General features: G+C 64.6%; 21 protein-coding genes and 1 pseudogene. 14 read left to right on the top strand and 8 right to left on the bottom strand.

All coding sequences use genetic code 11. The annotated features are described in order from the left end of the window. Window positions 1-16 precede the first annotated feature (16 nt). The 4 genes and pseudogenes from ACSFCA_RS35470 to ACSFCA_RS35455 all read right to left on the bottom strand — a co-directional run. Window positions 17-730, bottom strand: a pseudogene (locus tag ACSFCA_RS35470) (cyclic peptide export ABC transporter); the annotation flags it as partial. A 360-nt stretch (window positions 731-1,090) separates the two neighbouring features. After that, entirely contained in the window at window positions 1,091-1,654 is a 564-nt protein-coding gene (locus ACSFCA_RS35465; protein WP_435462844.1) for an ABC transporter transmembrane domain-containing protein, read from the bottom strand. Window positions 1,655-2,119: 465 nt separating this feature from the next. After that, window positions 2,120-3,319, bottom strand: a complete 1,200-nt coding sequence (locus tag ACSFCA_RS35460) for an ATP-binding protein (RefSeq protein ID WP_435474969.1) — start codon at window positions 3,317-3,319, stop codon at window positions 2,120-2,122. After that, the gene (locus ACSFCA_RS35455; RefSeq protein ID WP_435462819.1) at window positions 3,316-4,008 is read right to left on the bottom strand and encodes a response regulator transcription factor; all 693 of its coding nucleotides are present in this window, start codon (window positions 4,006-4,008) and stop codon (window positions 3,316-3,318) included. The genes ACSFCA_RS35460 and ACSFCA_RS35455 overlap by 4 nt, the downstream gene beginning before the upstream one ends. Before the next feature lie 403 nt (window positions 4,009-4,411). Here ACSFCA_RS35455 and ACSFCA_RS35450 point away from each other — a divergent pair, with 403 nt between their 5' ends. The 9 genes from ACSFCA_RS35450 to ACSFCA_RS35410 all read left to right on the top strand — a co-directional run bounded on the left by ACSFCA_RS35450 (window position 4,412) and on the right by ACSFCA_RS35410 (window position 12,446). Continuing rightward, on the top strand, window positions 4,412-5,803 hold the full coding sequence (locus tag ACSFCA_RS35450) for a TolC family protein (protein ID WP_435462818.1): 1,392 nt from the start codon (window positions 4,412-4,414) through the stop codon (window positions 5,801-5,803). Further along, the gene (locus ACSFCA_RS35445; RefSeq protein ID WP_435462817.1) at window positions 5,800-6,933 is read left to right on the top strand and encodes an ABC transporter permease; all 1,134 of its coding nucleotides are present in this window, start codon (window positions 5,800-5,802) and stop codon (window positions 6,931-6,933) included. Before ACSFCA_RS35450 ends, ACSFCA_RS35445 begins: the two co-directional genes overlap by 4 nt. A 2-nt stretch (window positions 6,934-6,935) precedes the next feature. Further along, on the top strand, window positions 6,936-7,688 hold the full coding sequence (locus tag ACSFCA_RS35440) for an ABC transporter ATP-binding protein (protein ID WP_435462816.1): 753 nt from the start codon (window positions 6,936-6,938) through the stop codon (window positions 7,686-7,688). Beyond that, the gene (locus tag ACSFCA_RS35435) at window positions 7,688-8,644 is read left to right on the top strand and encodes an HlyD family secretion protein (RefSeq protein WP_435462815.1); all 957 of its coding nucleotides are present in this window, start codon (window positions 7,688-7,690) and stop codon (window positions 8,642-8,644) included. The genes ACSFCA_RS35440 and ACSFCA_RS35435 overlap by 1 nt, the downstream gene beginning before the upstream one ends. Then, window positions 8,637-9,359, top strand: a complete 723-nt coding sequence (locus ACSFCA_RS35430) for an MtnX-like HAD-IB family phosphatase (RefSeq protein ID WP_435462814.1) — start codon at window positions 8,637-8,639, stop codon at window positions 9,357-9,359. The genes ACSFCA_RS35435 and ACSFCA_RS35430 overlap by 8 nt, the downstream gene beginning before the upstream one ends. Further along, window positions 9,356-10,306: an alpha/beta hydrolase gene (locus ACSFCA_RS35425; protein ID WP_435462813.1), complete on the top strand. Its 951-nt coding sequence runs from the start codon at window positions 9,356-9,358 to the stop codon at window positions 10,304-10,306. Before ACSFCA_RS35430 ends, ACSFCA_RS35425 begins: the two co-directional genes overlap by 4 nt. A 61-nt stretch (window positions 10,307-10,367) precedes the next feature. Further along, window positions 10,368-10,739, top strand: coding sequence for an EamA family transporter (locus tag ACSFCA_RS35420; RefSeq protein ID WP_435462812.1), 372 nt, complete (start codon window positions 10,368-10,370; stop codon window positions 10,737-10,739). Further along, window positions 10,736-11,185, top strand: coding sequence for an EamA family transporter (locus tag ACSFCA_RS35415; protein WP_435462811.1), 450 nt, complete (start codon window positions 10,736-10,738; stop codon window positions 11,183-11,185). Before ACSFCA_RS35420 ends, ACSFCA_RS35415 begins: the two co-directional genes overlap by 4 nt. Next, complete coding sequence (locus ACSFCA_RS35410) at window positions 11,145-12,446, top strand: DegT/DnrJ/EryC1/StrS family aminotransferase (RefSeq protein ID WP_435462810.1); 1,302 nt, start codon at window positions 11,145-11,147, stop codon at window positions 12,444-12,446. The genes ACSFCA_RS35415 and ACSFCA_RS35410 overlap by 41 nt, the downstream gene beginning before the upstream one ends. Here ACSFCA_RS35410 and ACSFCA_RS35405 read toward each other — a convergent pair. From ACSFCA_RS35405 to ACSFCA_RS35390, 4 genes are read right to left on the bottom strand one after another with little or no spacing between them, the layout of a single operon-like run. Further along, window positions 12,412-13,722, bottom strand: coding sequence for a class I SAM-dependent methyltransferase (locus ACSFCA_RS35405; protein ID WP_435462809.1), 1,311 nt, complete (start codon window positions 13,720-13,722; stop codon window positions 12,412-12,414). The genes ACSFCA_RS35410 and ACSFCA_RS35405 overlap by 35 nt on opposite strands. A gap of 7 nt (window positions 13,723-13,729) precedes the next feature. Further along, the gene (locus ACSFCA_RS35400; RefSeq protein WP_435462808.1) at window positions 13,730-14,635 is read right to left on the bottom strand and encodes a hypothetical protein; all 906 of its coding nucleotides are present in this window, start codon (window positions 14,633-14,635) and stop codon (window positions 13,730-13,732) included. Beyond that, window positions 14,632-15,720: a GNAT family N-acetyltransferase gene (locus ACSFCA_RS35395; protein WP_435462807.1), complete on the bottom strand. Its 1,089-nt coding sequence runs from the start codon at window positions 15,718-15,720 to the stop codon at window positions 14,632-14,634. The genes ACSFCA_RS35400 and ACSFCA_RS35395 overlap by 4 nt, the downstream gene beginning before the upstream one ends. A gap of 9 nt (window positions 15,721-15,729) precedes the next feature. Continuing rightward, window positions 15,730-17,097, bottom strand: a complete 1,368-nt coding sequence (locus ACSFCA_RS35390) for an aspartate aminotransferase family protein (protein WP_435462806.1) — start codon at window positions 17,095-17,097, stop codon at window positions 15,730-15,732. Window positions 17,098-17,632: 535 nt separating this feature from the next. Here ACSFCA_RS35390 and ACSFCA_RS35385 point away from each other — a divergent pair. From ACSFCA_RS35385 to ACSFCA_RS35365, 5 genes are all read left to right on the top strand, one after another. Beyond that, complete coding sequence (locus tag ACSFCA_RS35385) at window positions 17,633-18,301, top strand: DUF3313 domain-containing protein (RefSeq protein ID WP_435462805.1); 669 nt, start codon at window positions 17,633-17,635, stop codon at window positions 18,299-18,301. A 41-nt stretch (window positions 18,302-18,342) separates the two neighbouring features. Further along, on the top strand, window positions 18,343-18,798 hold the full coding sequence (locus ACSFCA_RS35380) for a TOBE domain-containing protein (RefSeq protein WP_435462804.1): 456 nt from the start codon (window positions 18,343-18,345) through the stop codon (window positions 18,796-18,798). Next, window positions 18,795-19,724: a DUF2145 domain-containing protein gene (locus tag ACSFCA_RS35375; RefSeq protein WP_435462803.1), complete on the top strand. Its 930-nt coding sequence runs from the start codon at window positions 18,795-18,797 to the stop codon at window positions 19,722-19,724. The genes ACSFCA_RS35380 and ACSFCA_RS35375 overlap by 4 nt, the downstream gene beginning before the upstream one ends. Before the next feature lie 42 nt (window positions 19,725-19,766). Beyond that, window positions 19,767-20,012: a hypothetical protein gene (locus ACSFCA_RS35370; protein WP_435474980.1), complete on the top strand. Its 246-nt coding sequence runs from the start codon at window positions 19,767-19,769 to the stop codon at window positions 20,010-20,012. Next, window positions 20,009-20,943 (top strand): PqiB family protein (locus ACSFCA_RS35365; protein ID WP_435462801.1); only part of this gene is annotated, 935 nt, incomplete at its 3' end. The genes ACSFCA_RS35370 and ACSFCA_RS35365, both read left to right, overlap by 4 nt.

The following is a 20,943-nucleotide window of genomic DNA, read 5'->3' as shown; positions in this document are numbered from 1 at the left end:
GAACCTTGCCCTGACGCTACCTGTCGGTGGCAGTGCGCCGTGAGGGTAGTTCTGGCCTTGTCGAAGACGTGGTCTTGTACGCCTCGGATGGTTTCCCTGCCGCAAGCGGCGCGACCTCGTCAACGATCCGACCTCCATTCATCCGAATCACGCGGTCTGCCGCCCCGAAGTAGCGATCGTCATGCGAGACCACGATGAGGGTCTTGCCCTGCCGCTTGAGTTCCGGAAGCAGTTCCTGGTAGAACACACGCCGGAATTCCGGGTCCTGGTCCGCGGCCCATTCATCGAGCATCATCACGGGGCGGTTCTCCAGCCAGGCATGGACAAGTGCGAGGCGCTTGCGTTGGCCCGTCGAGACATCTGTCGTGGAGAACGCACCGTCGACAAGCTTGACCTTGCCGGCAATCCCCAGTCGATCGATCAGTCCATCAGCGGCTCGAATCTGATCGGCGTCCTGCACAACGAGTTCATCGAACAGGTGATAGTCGGAGAAGATGGCGGAGAAGAGCTCGCGATAGGCTTCGCGGTTGTGGTCGTCCACTGGCACGCCATCGAGCAGGACCTGCCCTTGGCTCGGTTGATAGAGACCCAGGAGCAGCTTGATGAGCGTCGTCTTCCCGCTGCCATTGCCGCCGACGATGAACAGGGTCTCGCCGCGCTGAAGACGCAGGTCGATGGGACCCGCCTCGAACGGCACGGCGCCTTCTTCCGGCGCGTCGAAACGGTAGCGTTCGCCGGCCACGCTTCGGCCTTCGCGGTCACCGCGGGCTGTGCGATCTACCTGTTCAGACTCTCACCCGTTCTGTTCCTCGTCAGTGCCGTCGCACTGGTCGTCGGCATCGGAATCAACTACGTCGCAGCGAAGGCCTGGAGTCGCGACTTCGAGAAGGCGCGGGCCGGCGAGGACGAGCTGCAGAAGCACTACCGCGGTGTGGTGGAAGGAGCCAAGGAGCTTCGACTCAATCGGAAGCGGCGAGCGCAGGTGCATGGCGTCCGGTTGGCCGGCGCCGCCGACCTCGTGGCACGGCTCAAGGCCCGGGCACTGAGCTTGTTCTGGATCGCCGAAGGTACGAACTCCGCGCTGTTCTTCCTAGTCGTGGTATGGATTCTGGCGGCACGCCCGTCCCCGGAGATCGACGCACCGGTCGTCAGCGGCTTCGTCATCGTGCTGCTCTTCATCAAGGGGCCGATCGAGGAACTGGCCGCGCTGCTCCCTTTTTTCAGCCAAGCGCAAGTGGCCTTCCGGCGGATTGCGCGCCTGTCGGCCGACTTCCGACTGGAGGAGGAGACTCCCGCCGCCAAGTCGACTTCGCCTGTGTCGTTCGCCAACCACATCGAATTGCGGCAGGCACTCCGCGGTGAAGTCGCTGATGGTGTCGATGTCCTCGTTGAGGATCGCCTGCAACCGGTAGCTTTTCATGCGCTCCAGGGACGCGACGGGTGCGTTCAGCATTCGCAGGGAGACGTCCTTACGCAGGGCGGCGACAAGCCGCTGACCGGTGAAGCTATTGAGGATGCCTGCCACGGTATGACCTCCGACCGCGAACACGGCCAGAACCGCCAACCCCGCGATCGCAGAAATGGAGATAGCCGAAGTGCTGTGCAAGGCCGCATTGACCTGCTCGAGCAGCGAGGCCGTGGCGATGCCGCCCATGCCGCCCAAGACCGTTGCGATCGCGACGACATACGCGAAGGGTTTCAGCAAGCGCCACATGTCCATGGCAAAAGGGGAAGCATTCAGCAGTGGCGCTTTCATCGGGGCGATCAAAGTGTGCTGTCGCGGATGCAACAGACATGGCGGGCAGGGACAGGGCGTGCGGAGGTGTTCACGGCTAGCAAGGACACTTGAGAAGCAACCAGACGAAGGGCTCTCAACCTCGGCATTCTTGGATCCTCGGATAGAGAAGCAGGCCACGAACCATCAAGATCCGATGAAGAGCCCGCACGCCCGCGTGTTCGAAGCGTCGGACCATGGCACCCGCGCGCGTGCGATCACGCAAACCGGAAGCCGGTGGGAATGGTCTTCCCGGGCGGTCAACGACCGAACCTATCGGAAGCCCAGTCTCGTCCACTCACCCGACGCTCCAAGCCGGCCCGCGCAACGGGCTCGGCGCAACGCTCAGACTGCCGGCTTGCCGGGATCCGAAAGGATCCCGTCCCGTGGCAGGTAGATCCGGATTTCGGCTCCACCCTCTGCGCCAGCAACCGCTTGCGCATGGCCGCCGTGTGCTCTGCAGATTGCCTGGACAATCGACAGGCCCAGCCCGGCTCCCCCCGCGTTCCGGGAACGGGATTGTTCTCCGCGCCAGAAGCGCTCGAAAAAGCGGGTCAGGTCCTGCCCCGTCGCGCTCTTGCCGCGGTCTCGCACGATCAGTTCGATGACAGTTGGGCTCGCGCGGCAATCGACCTCCACGATGCCGCCGTCGCTCGCATAGCGAATGGCATTGTCGATAAGCGCCGAAAGTACCTGGCCCAACCTGCCCCTGTCGGCGCGAACGATCTGGTCGCCGCCTAGATGATTGACTGCCACCAAGCCACACGCTTGCAGAGAAGGCTTCGCCCATGAGATTCGCTCGTCGACGAAGCTGCGCAGATTGAAGTCGGTGATCTCCAACTGCAGTCGGCCGCCTTGGGCGAGCGAAAGAACCTGCAGGTCGCCGATGATGCGATTGATCTGCCCGAGCTGATCCAGCACAGTCCTGATCTGCCGATCCTCGAGTGGGAACACTTCGTCGATGATCCCCTGCAGCCGCCCGATCGCCGCTGTGAGCGGTGTACGAAGTTCATGGGCGATCGCGGCACTGGAGTCCTGCAGTTCCCGGTCGTACGCTTCGAGGCGCTCGGCCATCATGTTGAAATGGCTCGCGAGGCGCTGCAGTTCGGCGGGCGCGGAGTCGAGCACAGGCGCTCGCGCGGAAAACCGGCCCTCGGAGACGGATTCCGCCGCGGTCGCGACATCCAAGACGGGCTGAACGATGCGGCGTGCCAAGAGCAGCCCGAAGGCCACCACGAAGGGAAGGATGGCCAGGCTCAGCAGTGTCTGGACAAGCAGGTCATCGGAGTCTGAAGGGGCAACAAAACGATCTCCGTACTCGCTGTAGATTTCCCTCAACCGTTTGGAGTTCTCTTCAGTCCTAGGAGCGGCTTCGCGCTCCTTGAGTTCGGCAACGATCCCGCTGGGCAGCTGCGAATCGATCTTGTCGGACCAATGGCTGTAGCGAACCCACATGCCCGCCTGGACGGAAGCCGTGGCGGCGATCGCCAAGGCCACCATGCGCCAGGTAAGCCATGCCCACAGTGACCGACGCGACGATTTCATCCAGGATCGCCAAGGCGATAGCCGACCCCGCGCACAGCGAGGGGAATGCCGCGGACACCCTGTTCCTCCAACTTTTTGCGCAAGTTGTGGACGTGCGTGTCGACGACCCGCTCGAGCGCGTCGCTCTCTGGCAGGGAGGCCTCCAGCAATTCGGAGCGGCTGAAGGCCTTGCGCGGCTGCCGCATCAAGGTCGCCAGCAGCTTGAACTCTGTGATCGTCAAATCGAGCGGCACCTCATTTCCCACCACGCGCGCCATCACAGCCTCCAGGTCGATCTCGAGAGTACCGCAGGCCAGGCGAGGTTGCGCATTGCGTTGTGAACCGCGGGACCGCTTCAGGACGACCTGCACGCGCGCCACCACTTCCTTTGGATTGAAGGGCTTGACCACATAGTCGTCGGCACCGTAGAGAAGTGCACCCAGTTTCTCCACTTCCCCTTCAACGGCCGTGACCATGATGACCGGGACATCGCCAACTCGCCGGATGGCGGCCAGGATCTCGCTTCCCCCGACGTGCGGCAGCATGTAGTCAAGCAGCACGAGGTCCGGCTGCCATTGCGCGAACACCTTCATGGCTTCGCGCCCATCTGGGCAGACTGTCGTGAGATAGCCGTCGCGATGCAAGTACGCCGCGAGCACCTCGGCAATCTCGGCATCATCTTCGACGATAAGAATTCGCTCATTGGCCATGGAAACTGCGATCTTTGGGAGTTAGGAGTAACACGGAGCTCTGGCGAGCCTGTGCAGCAGTTACGTTGCTGCCGAGGCTAGGTCGGCGGACAACTTGCTTCCGGCACCGAAACATTATCGAGGCTGCTTGAGCGGCCCTGTTGCTGCGACCTGACCAAGCATGCAGACGGCTCAGCGAACGACATTCTTTCGCCATCGTGCAAAGAATGGGATGGGTCTTGATCAAGATTTGATCAAGATGGGGCATCGCAGCAGTGCCGACCTCTCAGGCAATCGGACTTGATCCGATCTCCACCGAATACGCAATGTTTGCCGATGTTGAGGCGGTCCACTTGATGCACTTACCTCTTCTGCCAGTTGCTCCGCCTTGTTTCGCGCACGACTTTCTACCCCCCGCCTTGCCTTGCTGCTGTGCGCTCCGCTCCTCGCATGCGTCCTATCGGCCTGCTCCACGGTCGAACTTCCAACGCTGCCGGGCGATTTGCCGGCGGGTTGGCGCCAAATTGGCGACACGCCCCCCAATGCCATTCAGCCCGACTTGCAAACATGGTGGAAGGTACTGGACGATCCCCAACTCGATGCCATGGTCGATCAGGCCATGACGCAAAACCTGACGATGGCACAGGCGCGCAGCCGCCTGCGCCAGGCGAGATTGCTCGCACGACGCGACCACACGCAGCATCTGCCGACGCTTGCCGGGAATGCCCGCACTTTGCAGGACATCTCGGCAACGGATAACTACTTCCAGGCCAGTGTTGATGCAATATGGGAACTGGGGCTGTTTGGTGCGCACGAGTCGGCGCAGCGCAATGGCAAGGCCCGGGTGGATGCGGCGATCGCGGCCGATCATGGGGCGCGCGTGTCCAGCATTGCCGAGGTGGTACGTACCTACGCTGAGCTGCGCGACGCCGTGCATCGCGAAGCGTTGCTGCAGCGGCTGGCGTCGCTGGACGATCAGACGCTGGCACTGCTCGATTTGCGGCATCGCCTGCGGCTGGGAGCGCCCGATGAGCGGCTCCAGGTCGTCGAGCGTCTGGCGCAGACGCACGCCCGATCGAGCGAAGCGCGCGAGACGGCCGAGCGGGCTTCGCAAGGACTCGCCATGCTGCTGGGTCGAGCCACCCCCGACGAGGCCTGGACCCCGGCTGCGACTTGGCCGCCGGTGCCGCTGCCAGGCACGAAGATTTTTGCGCTACGGCAAGTGCCGGCGGACTTGCTGCGATACCGCCCTGAAATACGCAGCGCCGAGGCGCAGGTGCTGAAGGCAGCCGCTGAACTGGGAATCGCCCGGGCAGAACTCTATCCCCGGATCGCGCTCGGGGCCTCAATCCTTTACGCGCACAACCTCACGCGGCACAGTCGCCGCACTTCGGACAACATTCCGGCAATCGGCCCGGTGATCGACATCCCTCTGTTCGACTGGGGCCGCAGGCGTGCCTTCGCCGATGCGCAGAAGGAAGCGCTCGATGCCTCGCTGATGGCCTATCGCCAAGCTGTCCTGGAAGGTGTCGCGGAGACCGAGTCGGCCCTGAGCCGGTTGCAGCACGCGCAGGAACGCACCCGACAACTCCAGATCGCCCTTGACGCAAGCGATCGCCGCACGCAAGCCCAGGTCTTGTTGGTGGGCTTGGGGTTGGCGAGCGAGCTCGATCGCCTGGCAGCCCAACGTGAGGCGCTGCAACAGTCCATCGCTCTTGCCGCTGCTCATACCAGCCACACGCTCGCGTTCGTGGCGCTGTACAAGTCGCTTGGCGGTGCGCCATGGCCCGCCGGCGTCGAAGGGTCAGCCTCATGATCGCATTGGCGCGCAAGACCATCGTCCATGAGTGGCGCCGCTTCGTGCCGGCCGTCTTGGCCGTTGGGTTCGCAGGTCTCTTGCTGACCGTGCAAGCGGCGCTGGTGCTGGGAATTTTCGGCAGTGCGGCCGTCTATGTGACGGCGTCCTCGACCGACCTGTGGGCGGGCTACCCGGGCACGCAAAGCGTCAATTTCGGCCGCGACATCAATGCCGACGTGGAGATGCGCCTTCGCATGGACCCTGGCGTCGCCGACGTCGAGCCCTACCTCTGGGTGGAAGGCGACTGGCGCAACAAGGAGCGATCCGGCGGCGGGGTCTCGGTGTATGTTTCGGGCATCCGCACGGACGCGGACGCCATGATGTTCTCCCGTGTATTGCCTCTGGCGTTGCGCGGGCGGCTGCGCGAACCCGGTGCGGTGATCGTAGACCGGTCGGATCTGGATCAGCTCAGGACGCCGGTCGGGGAGCATGCCTGGCTAAATGGTCAGCGCGTGCAGATCGTGGCCGCGCTCGACGGCCTGCGCGCCCTCGGTGGCGTCAACGTGCTGGCGTCGACGGCGACGGCGCGCGGGTTGCGGGCTGGCGAGTCGTCCTCTGCAGTGACGTACTTCGTGGCGCGGATTTCTCGCGCCGATCAGGCCGATGCCATCAAGTCACGCCTGGTCGGCAGCACAACCTTCGGCGCTTTCGAAGTCTGGACGGCCGCGGAATTCGCGCGCCGTTCACAGTTGTACTGGATGTTCGATACCGGCGCCGGTATCGCCGTGCTGTTCATGGCCGGCATTGTCTGCTTGGTCGGCGCAGTGGTAACCAGCCAATCGCTGATGGCGGTCGTGGCGGGCTCCGCGCGTGAATACGCCATGCTCAATGCTTTGGGAGCGAGCCTGGGCGCTCTGCGTCGCATCGTGGTCGAGCAGGCCTGCTGGGTCGGATGCATCGGTCTGGCGGTCAGCGGTCTGTTCACCAGCTTGCTTCTCTGGTTGGCCGCCCACTACGGCGTGCCAGTCGGCATGGGTGCCGCGGTGGCACTGGCCTGCGCGGCTCTGGTACTCGGCCTCGCACTGATATCTGGCCTGATCGCCGTGCGCGGGCTGGTGCGTGCCGATCCCGCGATGTTGCTGAGGTGACCATGAGAGTGCTTCCTCCGCTTGCGTCCTCGCACGCGAGCCTCGAAGGGCGCCAGCTCAGCAAGTCCTTTCTGTCGGGAAAGGTGCGGGTCGACGTGCTGCGCAAGCTGTCCATTCGCATACACCACGGCGAGCTCACACTGATCTCCGGACCGTCGGGCTGTGGCAAGAGCACGCTGTTGTCGCTTCTGAGCGGACTGCAAACGCCCGATTCAGGGCAGGTTCTGGCCCTCGGCGATGAACTGAGCCAAATGGACAAGCGCGCACTCGAGCGCTTCCGTCTTCGACACACCGGCTTCGTGTTCCAGGGATTCAATCTCTTCGCGGCGCTCACTGCACGCGAGCAGGTGCAGTTGCCGCTCGGCTATCTTGGTCTGAGCTTTCGGCAATCGGCAGAACGCGCGATGCAGGCCCTGGCGGAAGTGGGGATGAACCACCGCGCCGATGCCTTTCCAGCGCAGTTGTCGGGTGGAGAGAAGCAGCGGGTCGCGATTGCCCGCGCGCTGGCCAAGGAGCCGCAGCTGCTGTTCGCCGACGAGCCAACCAGCGCACTGGATGCGGACAACGGCCAGAAGGTCATTGACCTGCTGCACGAGATCGCACGTGTCCACGGCACCACTGTGCTGTGTGTCAGTCACGACCCGCGCCTCGTGCATCACGCCGATCGCGTGTTGACGATGGAGGATGGACAGATTCGCGGCGACACGAGGCCCGAGACCGCGGCACGTCGGCCCGTCTACAAGGAAGTTCACTGATGAATCCCCTCCCGAAGGACCGGCTGCATCGGCGCCTGCCGTGGATCTTGCTGCTGGCCACCGCCATAAGCGGTTGCTCGAAGCCCAGTCCCCCTTCTACCCCCTCTCCCGCAATCGTCGCCCCTAACGCCACGGGCGATTCGCCCCGGCTGCTGGCGATGGCGCGCGGCAAGGTCGAGGTGCGCGGCGGCTTGCTCGATGTCGTGTCTCCCCTGAATGGCGAGATCGAAACCCTGGACGTGGGCGAAGGCGATCTCGTGCAACGCGGTCAGGTGCTGCTGAAGCTGGCATCCGAGCAAGCGCGCATGGAGGCCGACCTCGCCCAAGCCGACCTGCAACTGGTGCAGGCGCGCAAGCATGCCCAGGCCGCGCGCCTGCCCGCCGCACGTCAACTGGCCCGACGCATGGACGAGGCGGCCCGTGCGGGAGCCCTCGATCCGCAGCGTACCGAAGAAGCGCTTCAGGCCCAGCGCGACATCGAGGCGGCCATGCGTGTGTTGGAGGCGGAAATCGCCATCGCGCGCCAGAAGGTGGACCTCGCGCGTCTGGCCGTCCGGCACCACACGATCACGGCACCCCACGACGCCATCGTGCTCAAGCTCAATGTCCAGGCCGGCGCCCGTGTCGCAGCCCAGGGAGCGCCCCCGCTGATGGTTCTCATGCCGCAGCGCGCGCTGATCGTGCGAGCCGAACTCAACGAGAGCTACGTGGCGAGCGTCAAACCCGGCATGCGCGCCACCATCCAGATCGAGCGCGACGCCCATGACGGCGCCGAACCGGCGCAAGTCGCCGCGCACGTGCTGCGTCTGAGCGCCGCCTATGGGCCGAGCCGCCTCGACGACGAGACGCCTCAGCGTACGGGCCTGCGCGTGGTGGACTGCATTCTTGAACTTGATCCGGCAGCCGCTTCGAGGCTGCGCCCGGGTCGCAACGTGAGGGTGAGCTTCTATGAGTGAGTCATTTCAAATCGCGTCGCGTGCAGCGGCAACTTGCACCACGCCGTCAGCCGGCTGGACCATCCAATGCGATTTCGATGGAACGATCAGCGTCGAGGATGTCACGGACAGCTTGCTGCGGCGCTTTGGCGGTCGTGGCTGGCAGGCGCTGGAGAAGGCTTGGGAAAGCGGTCAGATCGGCTCGCGCGAATGCATGAGCGGGCAGGTGTCGCTCCTGGACATGAGTGCACAAGAATTCGACTCTCACCTCGACCGGATGTCCATCGATCCTCATTTCCGGGCCTTTGTCGGCGCGGCTCGGCTCAGGGGTATCAGGGTGCAGGTGGTCAGCGACGGAATGGACCGTGCCATCAAACAGATCCTGCGGGCCCACGGCCTGGGTGACCTGCCGGTGATCGCGAATCAGCTGGTTCAGGTCGGCGAGCGCGGCTGGCGGCTGTACACGCCGCATGCCAGAGCCAGCTGCGAGCGCGCCAGCGGAAATTGCAAATGCGCCTGCCTGTCCGAGCAGCGCAAGTTGCACGGCAAAGTCCTGTTCATCGGCGATGGCAGCTCCGATTTTTGTGTTGCGGGCAAGGCTGACTTCGTGCTGGCCAAGGACCGCTTGATCGGGCATTGCCGAGGCCAGCGGATTCCGCACGTGGCGTTCGAGAATTTCCGCGAAGCGCTGGCGCTGATGCTGGAAATCACGCAACCCAAGGATTGCCTCGCATGAACCACACGATGGACGATTCCGAAGGCTCCCCGAGTGACTCCCCTGTGTGTGTGACGCAGCACGAATTTCTGTACGAGGGTCACGGCGAACGTGCCCGCACCGGCATCCTGCTGGTGCACGGTCTCACAGGCACGCCCAATGAAATGCGCTTGCTCGGCAAGGGCCTGCACCGCGCAGGCTTCACCGTCTACGGGGTGCAACTGGCAGGCCATTGCGGCACCCAGGAAGACTTGTTGAGGACGCGCTGGCAGGACTGGGCGACGAGCGTGCACTCCGGCGCCGAGCGGCTGCGCAGTCGCACCGATCGGTTGGTGGTGATCGGGTTGTCGATGGGTGCGGTCCTGGCGCTGGAACTCGCAGCCAAGCGGCCGGAACTGGTTGACGGCGTGGGGGCCCTGTCCACCATGTTCTGGCATGACGGCTGGAGTATCCCGCGCTACACAAGACTCTCATTCCTCCTGAGGGGCTTCCGGGCACTCGGCATCGGACGCAGTCAGGTCTTCATGGAACAGCCGCCCTACGGCATCAAGGACGAAGCGGTGCGCAAGCGCATCGTCGAACGAATGCAACAGGGGGACAGCGCCGCCGCCGGCCTGCCGGGGAATCCCTGGTACGCCATCATCGAAATGCGAGCGCTGTCGACGCACGCGCGGCGCCAGCTGGGCCGCGTGCGCGCACCTTGCCTGGTGATGCACGCCAGCCAGGACGATGTCTCCAGCGTGGCCAACGCCAGGCTGGTTCTGCGCAAGGTGCGCGCTCCCGTCGAACTGGTGCTGCTGCATGACTGCTATCACATGATCACGGTCGATCGCGAACGTCGCACCGTCACCGCGCACGCGGTGGATTTCGCCAGTCGCATCGCAGTCGCCGCGCGCCGGACCAGTTTATGCGTGGCACAGCAGACCGAGACGGCCAAATGTGCGGGTGCCGGCTCGCTCGCGTCATGAACGCTGCGCTGGGCCACCCCAAGCCAGCGCGTGCCGGAGCGCGAAGCACAAAGGTATCCCGATGAGCGCTGCCTTTACGCCCCTGGTTCTCTCGCTGTGGACACTGAACGTGCTCATGGACAGCGGCGGCCAGTTGGCCTTCAAGGCCGCCGCACGCAGCCCCGATGACTGCGATGGCCTGGCGCGCTGGATCTGGATGGCGCGCCGTCCCTGGCTCTGGGTCGGATTGAGCTGTTACGTGGCCGAGTTCGTGCTGTGGCTGGCGTTCATTTCCCTGGTGCCTTTGTCGCAGGGTGTGCTGCTGGGCTCGATCAACATCGTTGCGGTCATGCTCGCCGGGCGGTACCTGTTCGCCGAGAAGCTCTCGCCCATGCGGGTTACCGGCATGCTCCTGATCTCGATCGGTGTGGCCGTCGTAGGTTTGCACGGATGACCGAGACGCGCCGTTTCTATGTCGCGGGCTTTCTCATGCTCGTGGCCTTCGACACCTTGGCACAACTGAGCTTCAAGATGGCAGGCGAACAGGCGCTGCCGCTCGCGTTCAATTCGGCATGGCTGGCAAGGGTCTTCGGCCAGCCGTGGATCTACGGGGCTTTCGCAGGGTACATCGGCGCTTTCTTCACCTGGATGCGCCTGCTCAGGCATACGCCGATCGGGCCGGCGTTCGCAGCCTCACACCTGGAAGTTGTCGCGGTGATGGCACTGTCGTATGCGCTGCTGGGCGAGCGCATCGGCTGGCCGCAAATCGCGGGCGCCCTGAGCATCCTTGCCGGCATCGTTTGCCTGGCCTTTGGCGAGAAGCAGGACGGCGCATCGACAGGCGCGGCAAAGGCCGAGCATGCCGGTGCGCCCCGGCGCTGCGATGCCTCGGTACCTTGAGCGCTTAGGCGAGGTCCCCCCCACCGCCGGGCTACCGCTGCTCCGCGCGGACCTGGGCTGGCCGACTCGACACGCCGACGCGGATCTGGGTGCAGCGCTCGCGCGCTTCCTGCGCGTGGAAGCCGCGCAGATCGAGTGCTCCGGCACCGCTGCGCTGGTGGTGGCACTGACGGCGCTCAGTCGTCTTGTGCCCGAACGCGACGAGGTGGTGGTGCCGGGCTACACCTGCCCTCTGGTCGCGCTCGCGGTGATCCATTGCGGTCTCAAGTTGCGGGTCTGCGACCTGGGCGCCGGCACGCTCGACCTGGATCCGGCGCACTTGCAACGCCTGTGCAATGCCCAGACGCTCGCCGTGCTGCCGACCCACCTGGGCGGGCGGATCGCCGATGTAGCGACCGCACTGGACTGCGCCCGCCGTGTGGGCGCCTGGACCATCGAGGACGCAGCCCAGGCGCTCGGCGCGCAGGCCGAAGGTCGCAGCGTGGGAACACGGGGCGATATCGGGTTCTTCAGTCTGGCGGTCGGCAAGGGGCTGAGCATGTTCGAAGGCGGTGCATTGGTCGTGGGGGACCCCGCGCTGCGCGAGGCCTGCGCACAGGCAAGCGTCGATGTGGTGCCACCGCGCGCGGGCTGGGAATTGCGGCGGTCACTGGAACTGCTTGGATATGCCCTGTGCTACCGCCCGGCAGTCCTGCGCTGGGTCTATGGGCTGCCGCTGCGCCGGGCGCTGCGGCGTGGTGATTGGCTGGGTGCTGCAGGCGACGTTTTTGAGCCGACTATCCCGTTGCATCGCGTGGGGCGTTGGCGCCAAGCGGTGGGCGTCCGGGCGCTGGCACGACTGCCAGGCTTCCTGGCGCAATGCACAGCGCAAGCGCGTCGGCGCCGCAATCGACTCGCAGACATTCCCGGCGTGCAGGTATTGGAGGACAGCGCGGCAGTGCCATGTGCCGCCGGCGTGTGGCCGGTCTTCCTGATTCGGTTGCCTACGCGAGCCCACCGTGACAGCGTGCTACGTGCTGCCTGGGGCAACGGGTGCGGCCTGAGCCTGCCTTTCGCGCATGCGCTGCCCGACTATCCCTGCCTTGCGAGCGCCATGGCGCCCCAGGTGCTGCCCCACGCGCGCACCATGGCCGCTCGCCTGCTGGCCATCAGCAACAGTCCATGGCTCGACGATGCACGATTCGCCGTGCTTTGCGACACGCTGGCCGAGCACTGTGCCTCGGCACCTAGAACACCGATGTCGCCAGGTCGCCATAGTTGAGCGACTGGGTTTCGAGAGCCCACAGAAGGTCCTTGCGCGCGTCGATGTAGTCGCGCGTCAGTGGGACCGCATCCTGGCGGCGCGCCAACTGGATCTGGAAGACGGCGATCTGCTGGTGATGAAACGCCGCCTCCGACATCGAGAGGTAGAACTCCCAGATCCTGCAGAAACGCTCGTCATACAGCGCCCGTGCCTCATCACGCCGAGCCAGGAAGCGTTCACGCCAGAACCGAAGCGTCTGCGCGTAATGCAACCTCAAGACCTCGATATCGGTCACGACCAGACCGGCGTTTTCGATGGCCGGCATGCATTCCGAAAGCGAAGGCAGACTGCCGCCCGGAAAGATGTATCTCTCGATCCACGGATTGTTGAAGTCAGGCACATCGGAGTTACCGATGAAATGCAGGAGCATGACGCCGTCGTCGGCCAGGAGCTCATGGCACTTGCGAAAGAACCTGTGGTGATTTCGTCGTCCCACGTGCTCGAACATGCCAACGGAGACGATTCGCTCAAAGGTGCCGGCCGTGTCGCGGTAGTCCTCCAGCCGGTACTCCAGGCGCTTGGCCTGGTGCGACTCAGCGGCTCGGCGCTTGGCGCCGGCCAACTGCTCTTGCGACAGCGTCGTGCCAGTGACGTGCAGGGCGCCGCCGATCTCGGCCAGGTAACGCGACAGGCCGCCCCAGCCGCACCCGATGTCAAGGACCCGATGGTGCGGGTCCACAAGCAGCTTGGCGGCAATGTGCCGCATCTTGGCGAGTTGTGCGACTTCCAGGCTTTCCTCGCCGGTCTGGAAGTAGGCACACGAGTACTGCCGATCAGCGCCGAGGAACAGGCTGTAGAGCCGATCGTCCAAGTCGTAGTGGTGCGCCACGTTCGCGCGCGCCCGGCGATGGCGGTTGCGCTCAAGCAATGGACGCAACAACATTCGCCCTCGGTCGAGCACGCGGACGAACCCGTGCGGCTGCAAGTCCTTTGCGTCCCGCAGCAACAGTTCCAGCACGTCGTAGATCGAGCCCTGTTCGATCTGCAGCCGTCCTTGCACGAACAACTCGCCAAGCTGCAAATCGGGATCCAGCAGCAACGCCAGCATGGCTCGACGATCCGTGAAGCGGATCTGCGCGCGTGGCAACCCCTGGTCACCGAAGGTCAGTTTCTTTCCGTGCGACAGGACCACCGTCAGGGTGCCGCGCCAGACAAGTGGCTCGAAAGCCCGGCGCAGCAATCTTTCGATGAGCGCGTCACGCATGTTGCGGCGGGATTGGGATTGAATGCGCATGAATGAGTTAGTGGGTGATCAGGCCGACTTGCCCGAGGCGGGGCAGCAGGCGCTGGTTGAGGGCGTGCTGCTGTGTCTGCCAGCGCGTCAGTTGCTCTTGCCCGATGTCCGTGTCCTGCCCGTCCCCCGCGCTGAGCCAGCGCTTCCAGGCGCTTTGGTAGCGATAAGACGAGACCTCGCCTGTGATGTCGCTGCCGACGAGCTGTCCTCGCAGGGCATCGATGACCTGGGTCGACTGCGCCTCCAGCAAAAGGCCCTGGTCCCAGTTGGTGTGCACCACGTCGGGCGCGAACACGTCCTTGTCGATCGACAAATAGGTGGGTCGGCATTCCCGATGAAGGTGCTCGGCCAGTGCATCCGCGAGCGCCTGCGTGCTGGAGAAATTGCGAAACGCCGATGCCACGCCGAGCCAGCGCGCCCAGCCGGTGTCCACGCCGACGCTCCAGTAGCTCAGTTTGCCTGCACGCAGGGGCGAGAGTTGGTTTTCCCAACTGTGACGCCAGCCGATGTCACTGGAGGTGATGCCTGCCACGAGCACATGTGCGACTTCGGGCAGTTGCGCAACATGGCGTACCCAGGAGCCGCAGTGCACGCCGAAAGGAAACCGCATGTTGTCGGGATGGTTGTCCAGAACTACCACGCGCAACTGCGACCGCCGCAGGCCCAGCGCACGGATGCAGCGCGCCACCAGTGGCCAGGTCAGGTGATGGAAGTCCCCGCTGCCCATGAATACCGGGCCGTGTCGGGCGGGAGCCGGCAGCCAGATATCGAGTTGGCGTGCCAGCGCACGCATGTGCCTGAGGCCGCAGCCGAAGCGCAACGCCTCCTGCCGATCTCCCAGTGGAATGCGCCACTCGCTCGCAAGCTGTCCGACCGACCGATCCAGATCCAGGACGACAGGGGGAAGGCTCATGCGGCAGGCTCCGACCTACGCCAGGCACGGTCACGCTCGAAGCGGCTCACAAAACACCGCGCCAGCCAGCGCAGCAGCGGATTGCGCACGTATACGGCGTGTCGAGTGAAAGTGAAGCTCGCGCCCAGTTGCGCCTTGACTTCGGGATCCGTCCATCCGGCGACGTAGTGCGTAAGGCCGCGTTCGATCGCGTATTCCAGATTCAGCACCCAGCTCACGAAATACAGGTTGCACTCACGCGCTTCTGGATAGCTCAGCCCGATGTACTTGTCCACCAGCTTGTTGTCGGCCTCGAAGCACAGGTTCCATCCGATGAGCTTGCCTGTGCGACGGTACTCGAACACCACGCCGCCGGCCGACGCATCGCGCAGCACATGCGAGAGAAAGGAGCGCGTGAGGTGGTCGAAATGCAGTTCGCTCTGCGCATAGACGGCTTCGTAGAGCGCGTAGTACGCGTCCGTGAACTCTGACGACTCGAAGTGCTCGCTGCCCGTAGCGATCCGTCGAACCTCGAGTTGGGCGAGGCTGCGCAGCTTTCGGCGCAAGTTCTTCCTTCGGCTCGCCGACAAACGCTCCATGTAGGTTGCGACGTCCGGAAAATCGATGGGCACATAGGCCAGCGCCTGGCCTTCGACCAGCAGGCATCCTGCCTCCAGACAGGCGCGCATCAATGCGGAGGCCCTGGCGTTGTCTGCGGTACCGAGCAATGGCGATTCGGCAGGAAGGTCCTTGAAGACCATCAGCTGAAATTGCTGACCCCAGCGCTGCAACAACGCTGCGGCCCACTCCTGCGGAAGTCGCTCGCGCGGTGCGAGCAAATATTCCGATGCAGTGCTGCCCACGAATGCGGTGCGCACGCGCAGGTGGCGCAACCAGTAGCGAGAAAATGGCAGCGATTCAGCCCGTCGCCTCAGCGCGGCATCGGCCGTGGTCAGAAGGTCGAACGGTGCCGCGAACACCGGGGCGGCGCGGCGCGGCTCGGCAGTCGGCCCAAGGCCACCCTCGAGCAGCGCGAATCCCTCGGGCGGATGCGAAGCGAAAGCATCGACCAGCGCATCCGGCTCAAGCTGGTGGAAAAAGTACACCGCCTGATGTCAGCTGCGCTTGGCACGGGCGATCAGCTGGTCGAGCAGCACCATGGCCTGGTCGATCTCGGCCCGCGAGATCTCGAGCGAGGGCGCGAAGGTGATCACGTTCTTGTAGTAGCCGCCCACGTCGAGCACCAGGCCCATCTTGCGGCCGTCGTATTCGAGGTCGCCCGCCAAACCGATGTCGACCATCTTGTCGAGCAACTCGCGGTTGGGCGTGAAGCCGTCCTCGGTGCAGATCTCGGCGCGCAGCGCCAGACCCATGCCGTCGACGTCGCCGATTTCCTTGTGGCGCTTCTGCAGTTCCTTCAGGCCTTCGAGGAAGTAGGCGCCGCTGTCGCAAACCTGCTTGCCATAGTCGATCTCGGCCGTCATGCGCAGCACCTCCAGGCCCAGCGCCGTGCCCAGCGGATTGCCGGCGAAGGTCGAGTGCGTCGATCCCGGCGGAAACACCTGCGGGTTGATCAACTCTTCGCGGGCCCACAGGCCGCTGAGTGCGTTCAGGCCATTGGTCAGCGCCTTGGCGAACACCAGCACGTCGGGCTGTACGCCGAAATTCTCGATGGCCCAGAGCTTGCCGGTGCGCCAGAAACCCATCTGGATCTCGTCGACCACCATCAGGATGCCGTGCTCATCGAGCACCTTCTTCAGGCCCTTGTAGAAATTGGGCGGCGGCACGACATAACCGCCGGTGCCCTGGATCGGCTCGACGTAGAAGGCGGCGTACTCGCACTGACGGGTCTTCGGGTCCCACACCGCGTGGTATTCGTTCTCAAACTTGCGCGCGAATTCGCGCACGATGGAGTCCGAGTACTCTTCGGCGGTCATGCCCTTGGGACGGCGGAAGGGATACGGAAAGGGGATGAACTGCGCGCGGTCGCCGAAGTGACCGAACCGGCGGCGGTAGCGGTAGCTCGAAGTGATGCTCGATGCACCCAGCGTGCGGCCGTGATAGCCGCCCTCGAAAGCGAACATCAGGCTCTTGCCGTTGCTGGCATTGCGCACGACCTTGAGTGAATCCTCGATGGCCTGCGCGCCGCCCACGTTGAAGTGCACGCGGCCCGCACGGCCCCACTTTTTCTCGGCATCCTGCGCGATCCACTTCGCAAGTTCGATCTTGGTGGGGTGCAGGTACTGGCTGGCCACCTGCGGCAGCGTCTCGAGCTGGCGCTTCATGACGTCTTCGAGGCGCCTGTTCTTGTACCCGAAGTTCACGGCCGAGTACCACATCTGTAGATCCAGGTAGGGCGTTCCCTCGGCGTCGTACATGTAGCTGCCATCGCAGCCGGAGAAGATCTTGGGCGGGTTCACATAGTGAACCGTGTCCCCGAAGGAACAGTATTTCGCCTCGTCGGCGAGAAGTTGTGAATTCATTGGAAGAGATTCCATCAATCTTGAAAAGGCGTCGCGATCGTGCCGTCAGGGCCGTCGTCGCGCCGCGAAGGCGATCACCGTCTCGACCGCCATGGAAGGAATCGCCCCCCGGCAGTACGCGTTGAAACGGATTGCAAGGAGTCTGCGCGTTGGACGTTGGCTGGCTATCAAGCGTCTGTGTGGAATCGATGGAGACGCGGCATGTCACGCCACCTCGATCGCGCGAGCACGGATGGTTTCCCGACAAACGGGTGAGCAATGAACTGCACCGTCACCTTGAGATGCCAATGCTCGTCGCGGTGTCTCGCGGTGCGGCGCCGGCTCGCCAACGTCGCCATCGAACTTCGCAGCACTCTGATGCAGCGCAGCAAGAGAAGTGTGCTCGGCGCATGGAAGGGGAAGAACCTCGGGAGCCGCCCGTTTATCTGGATCGAATCTTGAGAATTCTGCGACCGAATGTGGACGCTCTTTGCCGACACTGCGCTCCTTGACGACGGGCGCGTTGCCCGTTGAGAACACTCAAGGGTCTGCCGGTATGAATTCGATGAAGTTGTGGCGCATCTGCGGTATCGCCGGGATAGTCGCCGTGACCGTGCTGGTGACGGCGTGCAGCAAGCCGGCGCCGTTGACGGCGGACGCCCCAGCGCAGGCCTCGGTGCTGACCCTGCGGCCCGCTGCTGTGACGATCGCCGACGATCTGCCAGGGCGGGTCGCGGCCGTTCGCACGGCGGAGATCCGGCCACAGGTCGGAGGCATCATCTATCGCGGCAGCGACGCCCAGTTCGACGATGTGTCGGAAGACGACAAGATGTTCCTCGCCCGCTACATGCAGAGCCAGTTCACCGAGAAGCTGAATGCACGCTTCCGAGGCGCCTCGGCCAGGAACGTCAATGCCGTGCGGATCAAGCTGACGCTCACCGGCGCCAAGACGAACACGGCCGTGCTCAGCACCGTCTCCCGGTTCGACCTCATGGGCGGCCCCTACAACGCCGTGCAGGCCGTCCGCGGCAGGGAAGGCGCCATGACGGGCTCGGTCAGCTTTGCGGTCGAGATCTACGACGCCTCGACCAACGAGCTGCTCGGGGCCTACGTCGCCAAGCAGTATCCCAATGCATGGAACCTCAAGGCCGGTATCGGCGCCAGAAGTGCGTCCGTCGTAGGCATTGAAAAAGGGGCCGATCAGCTGGTCGCTTATCTGCAGTGACGCAGCACCCATCGATTCATCACAGCCACCAGGAGCATCCGATGACTTCCATCCGCTTTTTCCGCCTTGCATGCCTGAGCGCCGTCTTCGCGGTCGCCTTCAACGCCAATGCCGAAGTCTTCACTTCCCTGGCCTCCAGTGCCGGTTCCGCATCCAGCGGCAGCGTGTCTGCATCGCTGCGCGGTTCGAGCAAGAGCTCGTTCGACGGCGACAAGGTGGCCGAGGGCGACTACCGCATCACCGAGGTCGCGGAGGCCGCCGGCCGCGCCGGCTTCACGCGCGTCGCGATGCAGCGCGACGATACGCAGCAGCGCATCGTGCTCGAACTGCCGCAAGCCACCTTCGCGAAGGAACACTTGGTTCCCGGGGACCAGGTGCATGCCCAACAGCGCGCCTACGGAACCGCATTCGCGCGCAGCGACAACCGCAAGGCGTTCTACCTGGTGCTTGCCGACGATTGGTACGGGGAGCTGGCCGCCCGCCCCGTCAGCCTTTGAGCGTCGTGCACCGGCTCGCGCTGGGGCTCGCGGCAATCCTCGCTCTCGCATGGGGCACGGCGCAAGCGGCGCCAGGCGGGACGGGACCGCTGGCTTCCTCGCAGTTCTGCGATTACACGAAGCCGTTGACTGCAGACCAGCAGGACCGGTTGCTGCGTCTTGCCGCCGTCGTCCGCGACGAGCTTTCCGCCACCGGCGACGGTGCCGTGCTGATCAGCCGTTCCGGGCTCGATCTTTCGCGATTTCACATTCGATACTCCCACGCCGCCATCGCATGGCGGGACGAGAACGATGCATGGTCTGCCCGCCAGCTGTACTACGCCTGCAACGAAGGCCGCCCACGAATCTACGACCAGGGCCTGACGGGCTTCGTGATGGGCATTGACGACCCCACGCTGAGCTACATCTCGATCGTGCGGCTTCCCGCCGGCGCGGCTCAAACGCTGCGGCGCACGGCGCTCGACAAAGCCGGCGCGCTGCACCTGCTGGCCGCGACCTACAGCGCCAATGCCTATCCGTTCAGCCTGCGCTACCAGAACTGCAACCAGTGGGTCATGGAGCTGCTTGCCGTCGCGTGGGGCAATCTGGCCGACGGAGACGACCTGCGCGAACGCGCCCAGAACTGGTTGCGGCAGGCGCCCTACGTGCCCGAGCCGGTCGACGTCGACTCGCACGCGCTGATCTTCGCGTCTAACTTCGTTCCGCTGTTGCATCTGGACGACCATCCAGAGGAAGACCGCTACGCGCTGAAACTGCGAGTCAGCCTGCCCTCGACCGTTGAGACGTTCGTGCACGAACAGCTGCCCGAGAGCCAGCGCATCGAACTGTGCCATGACGGCAAGCAGGTTGTCGTGCACCGCGGCTGGACACCTATCGCCGATGGCTGTCGGCCGGGCGACGGTGATCGTGTCTTGCAGCTCGACTAGCCAACGCACCTCCAACACCGCCTTGCGACGAAGGAAACACGAATGCGCCCATCGATCCACGCCATGATTCGCGCCACCGCTTTCGCGCTGGCTGGCTGCACGGGGGCGCAGCCCCTCCCCCATCGCGGCTTCCGGTCGACGGAAGAGGACCAGGAGGCACTGGCTCAGGACTCGGTCGCCCAGTTCAGCGACGGGCCCAACACGAGATTCAGCCTGGTGATGCGCCAAGATGCCTCAAGGGCCGGCATCGACAATGCGGCCGGCGATTTAACTGCCCGTCCGGCGTGACACGGCGCCGCGACCGGATGCTCTCGTTGATCTGGCTAATTCCTGTGGTCGCGGCATTGATCGGCCTCGCGCTGGTCGCTCGCGTCCTCCTCGAGCCCGGTCCCACGGTCGAGGTGAGCTTCGGAACAGCCGACGGTCTAGAGGCCGGCAAGACGGTCGTGAAGTACAAGGAGGTGCAGATCGGCGTGGTGCAGAGCCTGCGCCTGTCCAGCGACCGCTCGCACGTGCGCGTGGTGCTGCAGCTCGACCGGGACGCCGAGGGCTTCGCTGCACGGGACACGCGTTTCTGGGTGGTGCGACCGCGACTCGACACCACGGGCATTTCGGGCCTGGGCACCTTGCTGTCTGGTGCCTACATCGGCGCCGATGCAGGCTCGTCGAGCGAGAACAACAGGATGTTCGTCGGCCTCGAGGCGCCTCCCGTCGTGACGCACGGCGCGTCGGGCACGCAGTTTCTGCTGCATGCCGAGGACGCAGGCTCGCTCGGCGTGGGCTCGCCGGTGTTCCTGCGGCGCATCAAGGTTGGCCAGGTCGCCGCCTATGAGCTCGAACGCGATGGCCACGGCGTCTTGCTGCGGATCTTCGTGAACGCGCCCTATGACGCCTTCGTCGGCGCCAACACGCGCTTCTGGCATGCCAGCGGTTTCGACCTGCGGCTCAGCGCGAGCGGCGCGACGCTGCGCACCCAGTCGCTCACGTCCATCCTTCTCGGAGGCATCGCCTTTGGCGCGCCAGACGAAGCCCGCGGCCCGGCGGCCCCGGAGGGCACAGCCTTCGCGCTGGCCGGCGACGAGTCGACTGCCATGAAGACGCCGGACGGCCCGGCGCAGACCCTGCTGCTGTACTTCAACCAGTCGCTGCGCGGCCTGTCGCCGGGCGCGGCGGTGGACTTTCGCGGTGTCGTGATCGGCGAGGTGAAGGCCATCGGCGC

The organism is Variovorax multivorans (genome assembly GCF_051216835.1).
In the GTDB taxonomy this organism is placed as follows: Bacteria; Pseudomonadota; Gammaproteobacteria; order Burkholderiales; family Burkholderiaceae_C; genus Variovorax.
The sequence above is the reverse complement of the archived record's forward strand: the minus strand, read 5'-3'. Positions and strand labels throughout refer to the sequence as shown.

Bases quoted from the DNA above. Each gene is read 5' to 3' on its own strand.
- ACSFCA_RS35465 (WP_435462844.1), bottom strand. From the start codon at position 1,654: ATGGGCGGCATCGCCACGGCCTCGCTGCTCGAGCAGGTCAATGCGGCC.
- ACSFCA_RS35460 (WP_435474969.1), bottom strand. From the start codon at position 3,319: ATGAAATCGTCGCGTCGGTCACTGTGGGCATGGCTTACCTGGCGCATG.
- ACSFCA_RS35455 (WP_435462819.1), bottom strand. From the start codon at position 4,008: ATGGCCAATGAGCGAATTCTTATCGTCGAAGATGATGCCGAGATTGCC.
- ACSFCA_RS35445 (WP_435462817.1), top strand. From the start codon at position 5,800: ATGATCGCATTGGCGCGCAAGACCATCGTCCATGAGTGGCGCCGCTTC.
- ACSFCA_RS35440 (WP_435462816.1), top strand. From the start codon at position 6,936: ATGAGAGTGCTTCCTCCGCTTGCGTCCTCGCACGCGAGCCTCGAAGGG.
- ACSFCA_RS35435 (WP_435462815.1), top strand. From the start codon at position 7,688: ATGAATCCCCTCCCGAAGGACCGGCTGCATCGGCGCCTGCCGTGGATC.
- ACSFCA_RS35430 (WP_435462814.1), top strand. From the start codon at position 8,637: ATGAGTGAGTCATTTCAAATCGCGTCGCGTGCAGCGGCAACTTGCACC.
- ACSFCA_RS35425 (WP_435462813.1), top strand. From the start codon at position 9,356: ATGAACCACACGATGGACGATTCCGAAGGCTCCCCGAGTGACTCCCCT.
- ACSFCA_RS35420 (WP_435462812.1), top strand. From the start codon at position 10,368: ATGAGCGCTGCCTTTACGCCCCTGGTTCTCTCGCTGTGGACACTGAAC.
- ACSFCA_RS35415 (WP_435462811.1), top strand. From the start codon at position 10,736: ATGACCGAGACGCGCCGTTTCTATGTCGCGGGCTTTCTCATGCTCGTG.
- ACSFCA_RS35410 (WP_435462810.1), top strand. From the start codon at position 11,145: ATGCCGGTGCGCCCCGGCGCTGCGATGCCTCGGTACCTTGAGCGCTTA.
- ACSFCA_RS35405 (WP_435462809.1), bottom strand. From the start codon at position 13,722: ATGCGCATTCAATCCCAATCCCGCCGCAACATGCGTGACGCGCTCATC.
- ACSFCA_RS35400 (WP_435462808.1), bottom strand. From the start codon at position 14,635: ATGAGCCTTCCCCCTGTCGTCCTGGATCTGGATCGGTCGGTCGGACAG.
- ACSFCA_RS35390 (WP_435462806.1), bottom strand. From the start codon at position 17,097: ATGAATTCACAACTTCTCGCCGACGAGGCGAAATACTGTTCCTTCGGG.
- ACSFCA_RS35385 (WP_435462805.1), top strand. From the start codon at position 17,633: ATGAATTCGATGAAGTTGTGGCGCATCTGCGGTATCGCCGGGATAGTC.
- ACSFCA_RS35380 (WP_435462804.1), top strand. From the start codon at position 18,343: ATGACTTCCATCCGCTTTTTCCGCCTTGCATGCCTGAGCGCCGTCTTC.
- ACSFCA_RS35370 (WP_435474980.1), top strand. From the start codon at position 19,767: ATGCGCCCATCGATCCACGCCATGATTCGCGCCACCGCTTTCGCGCTG.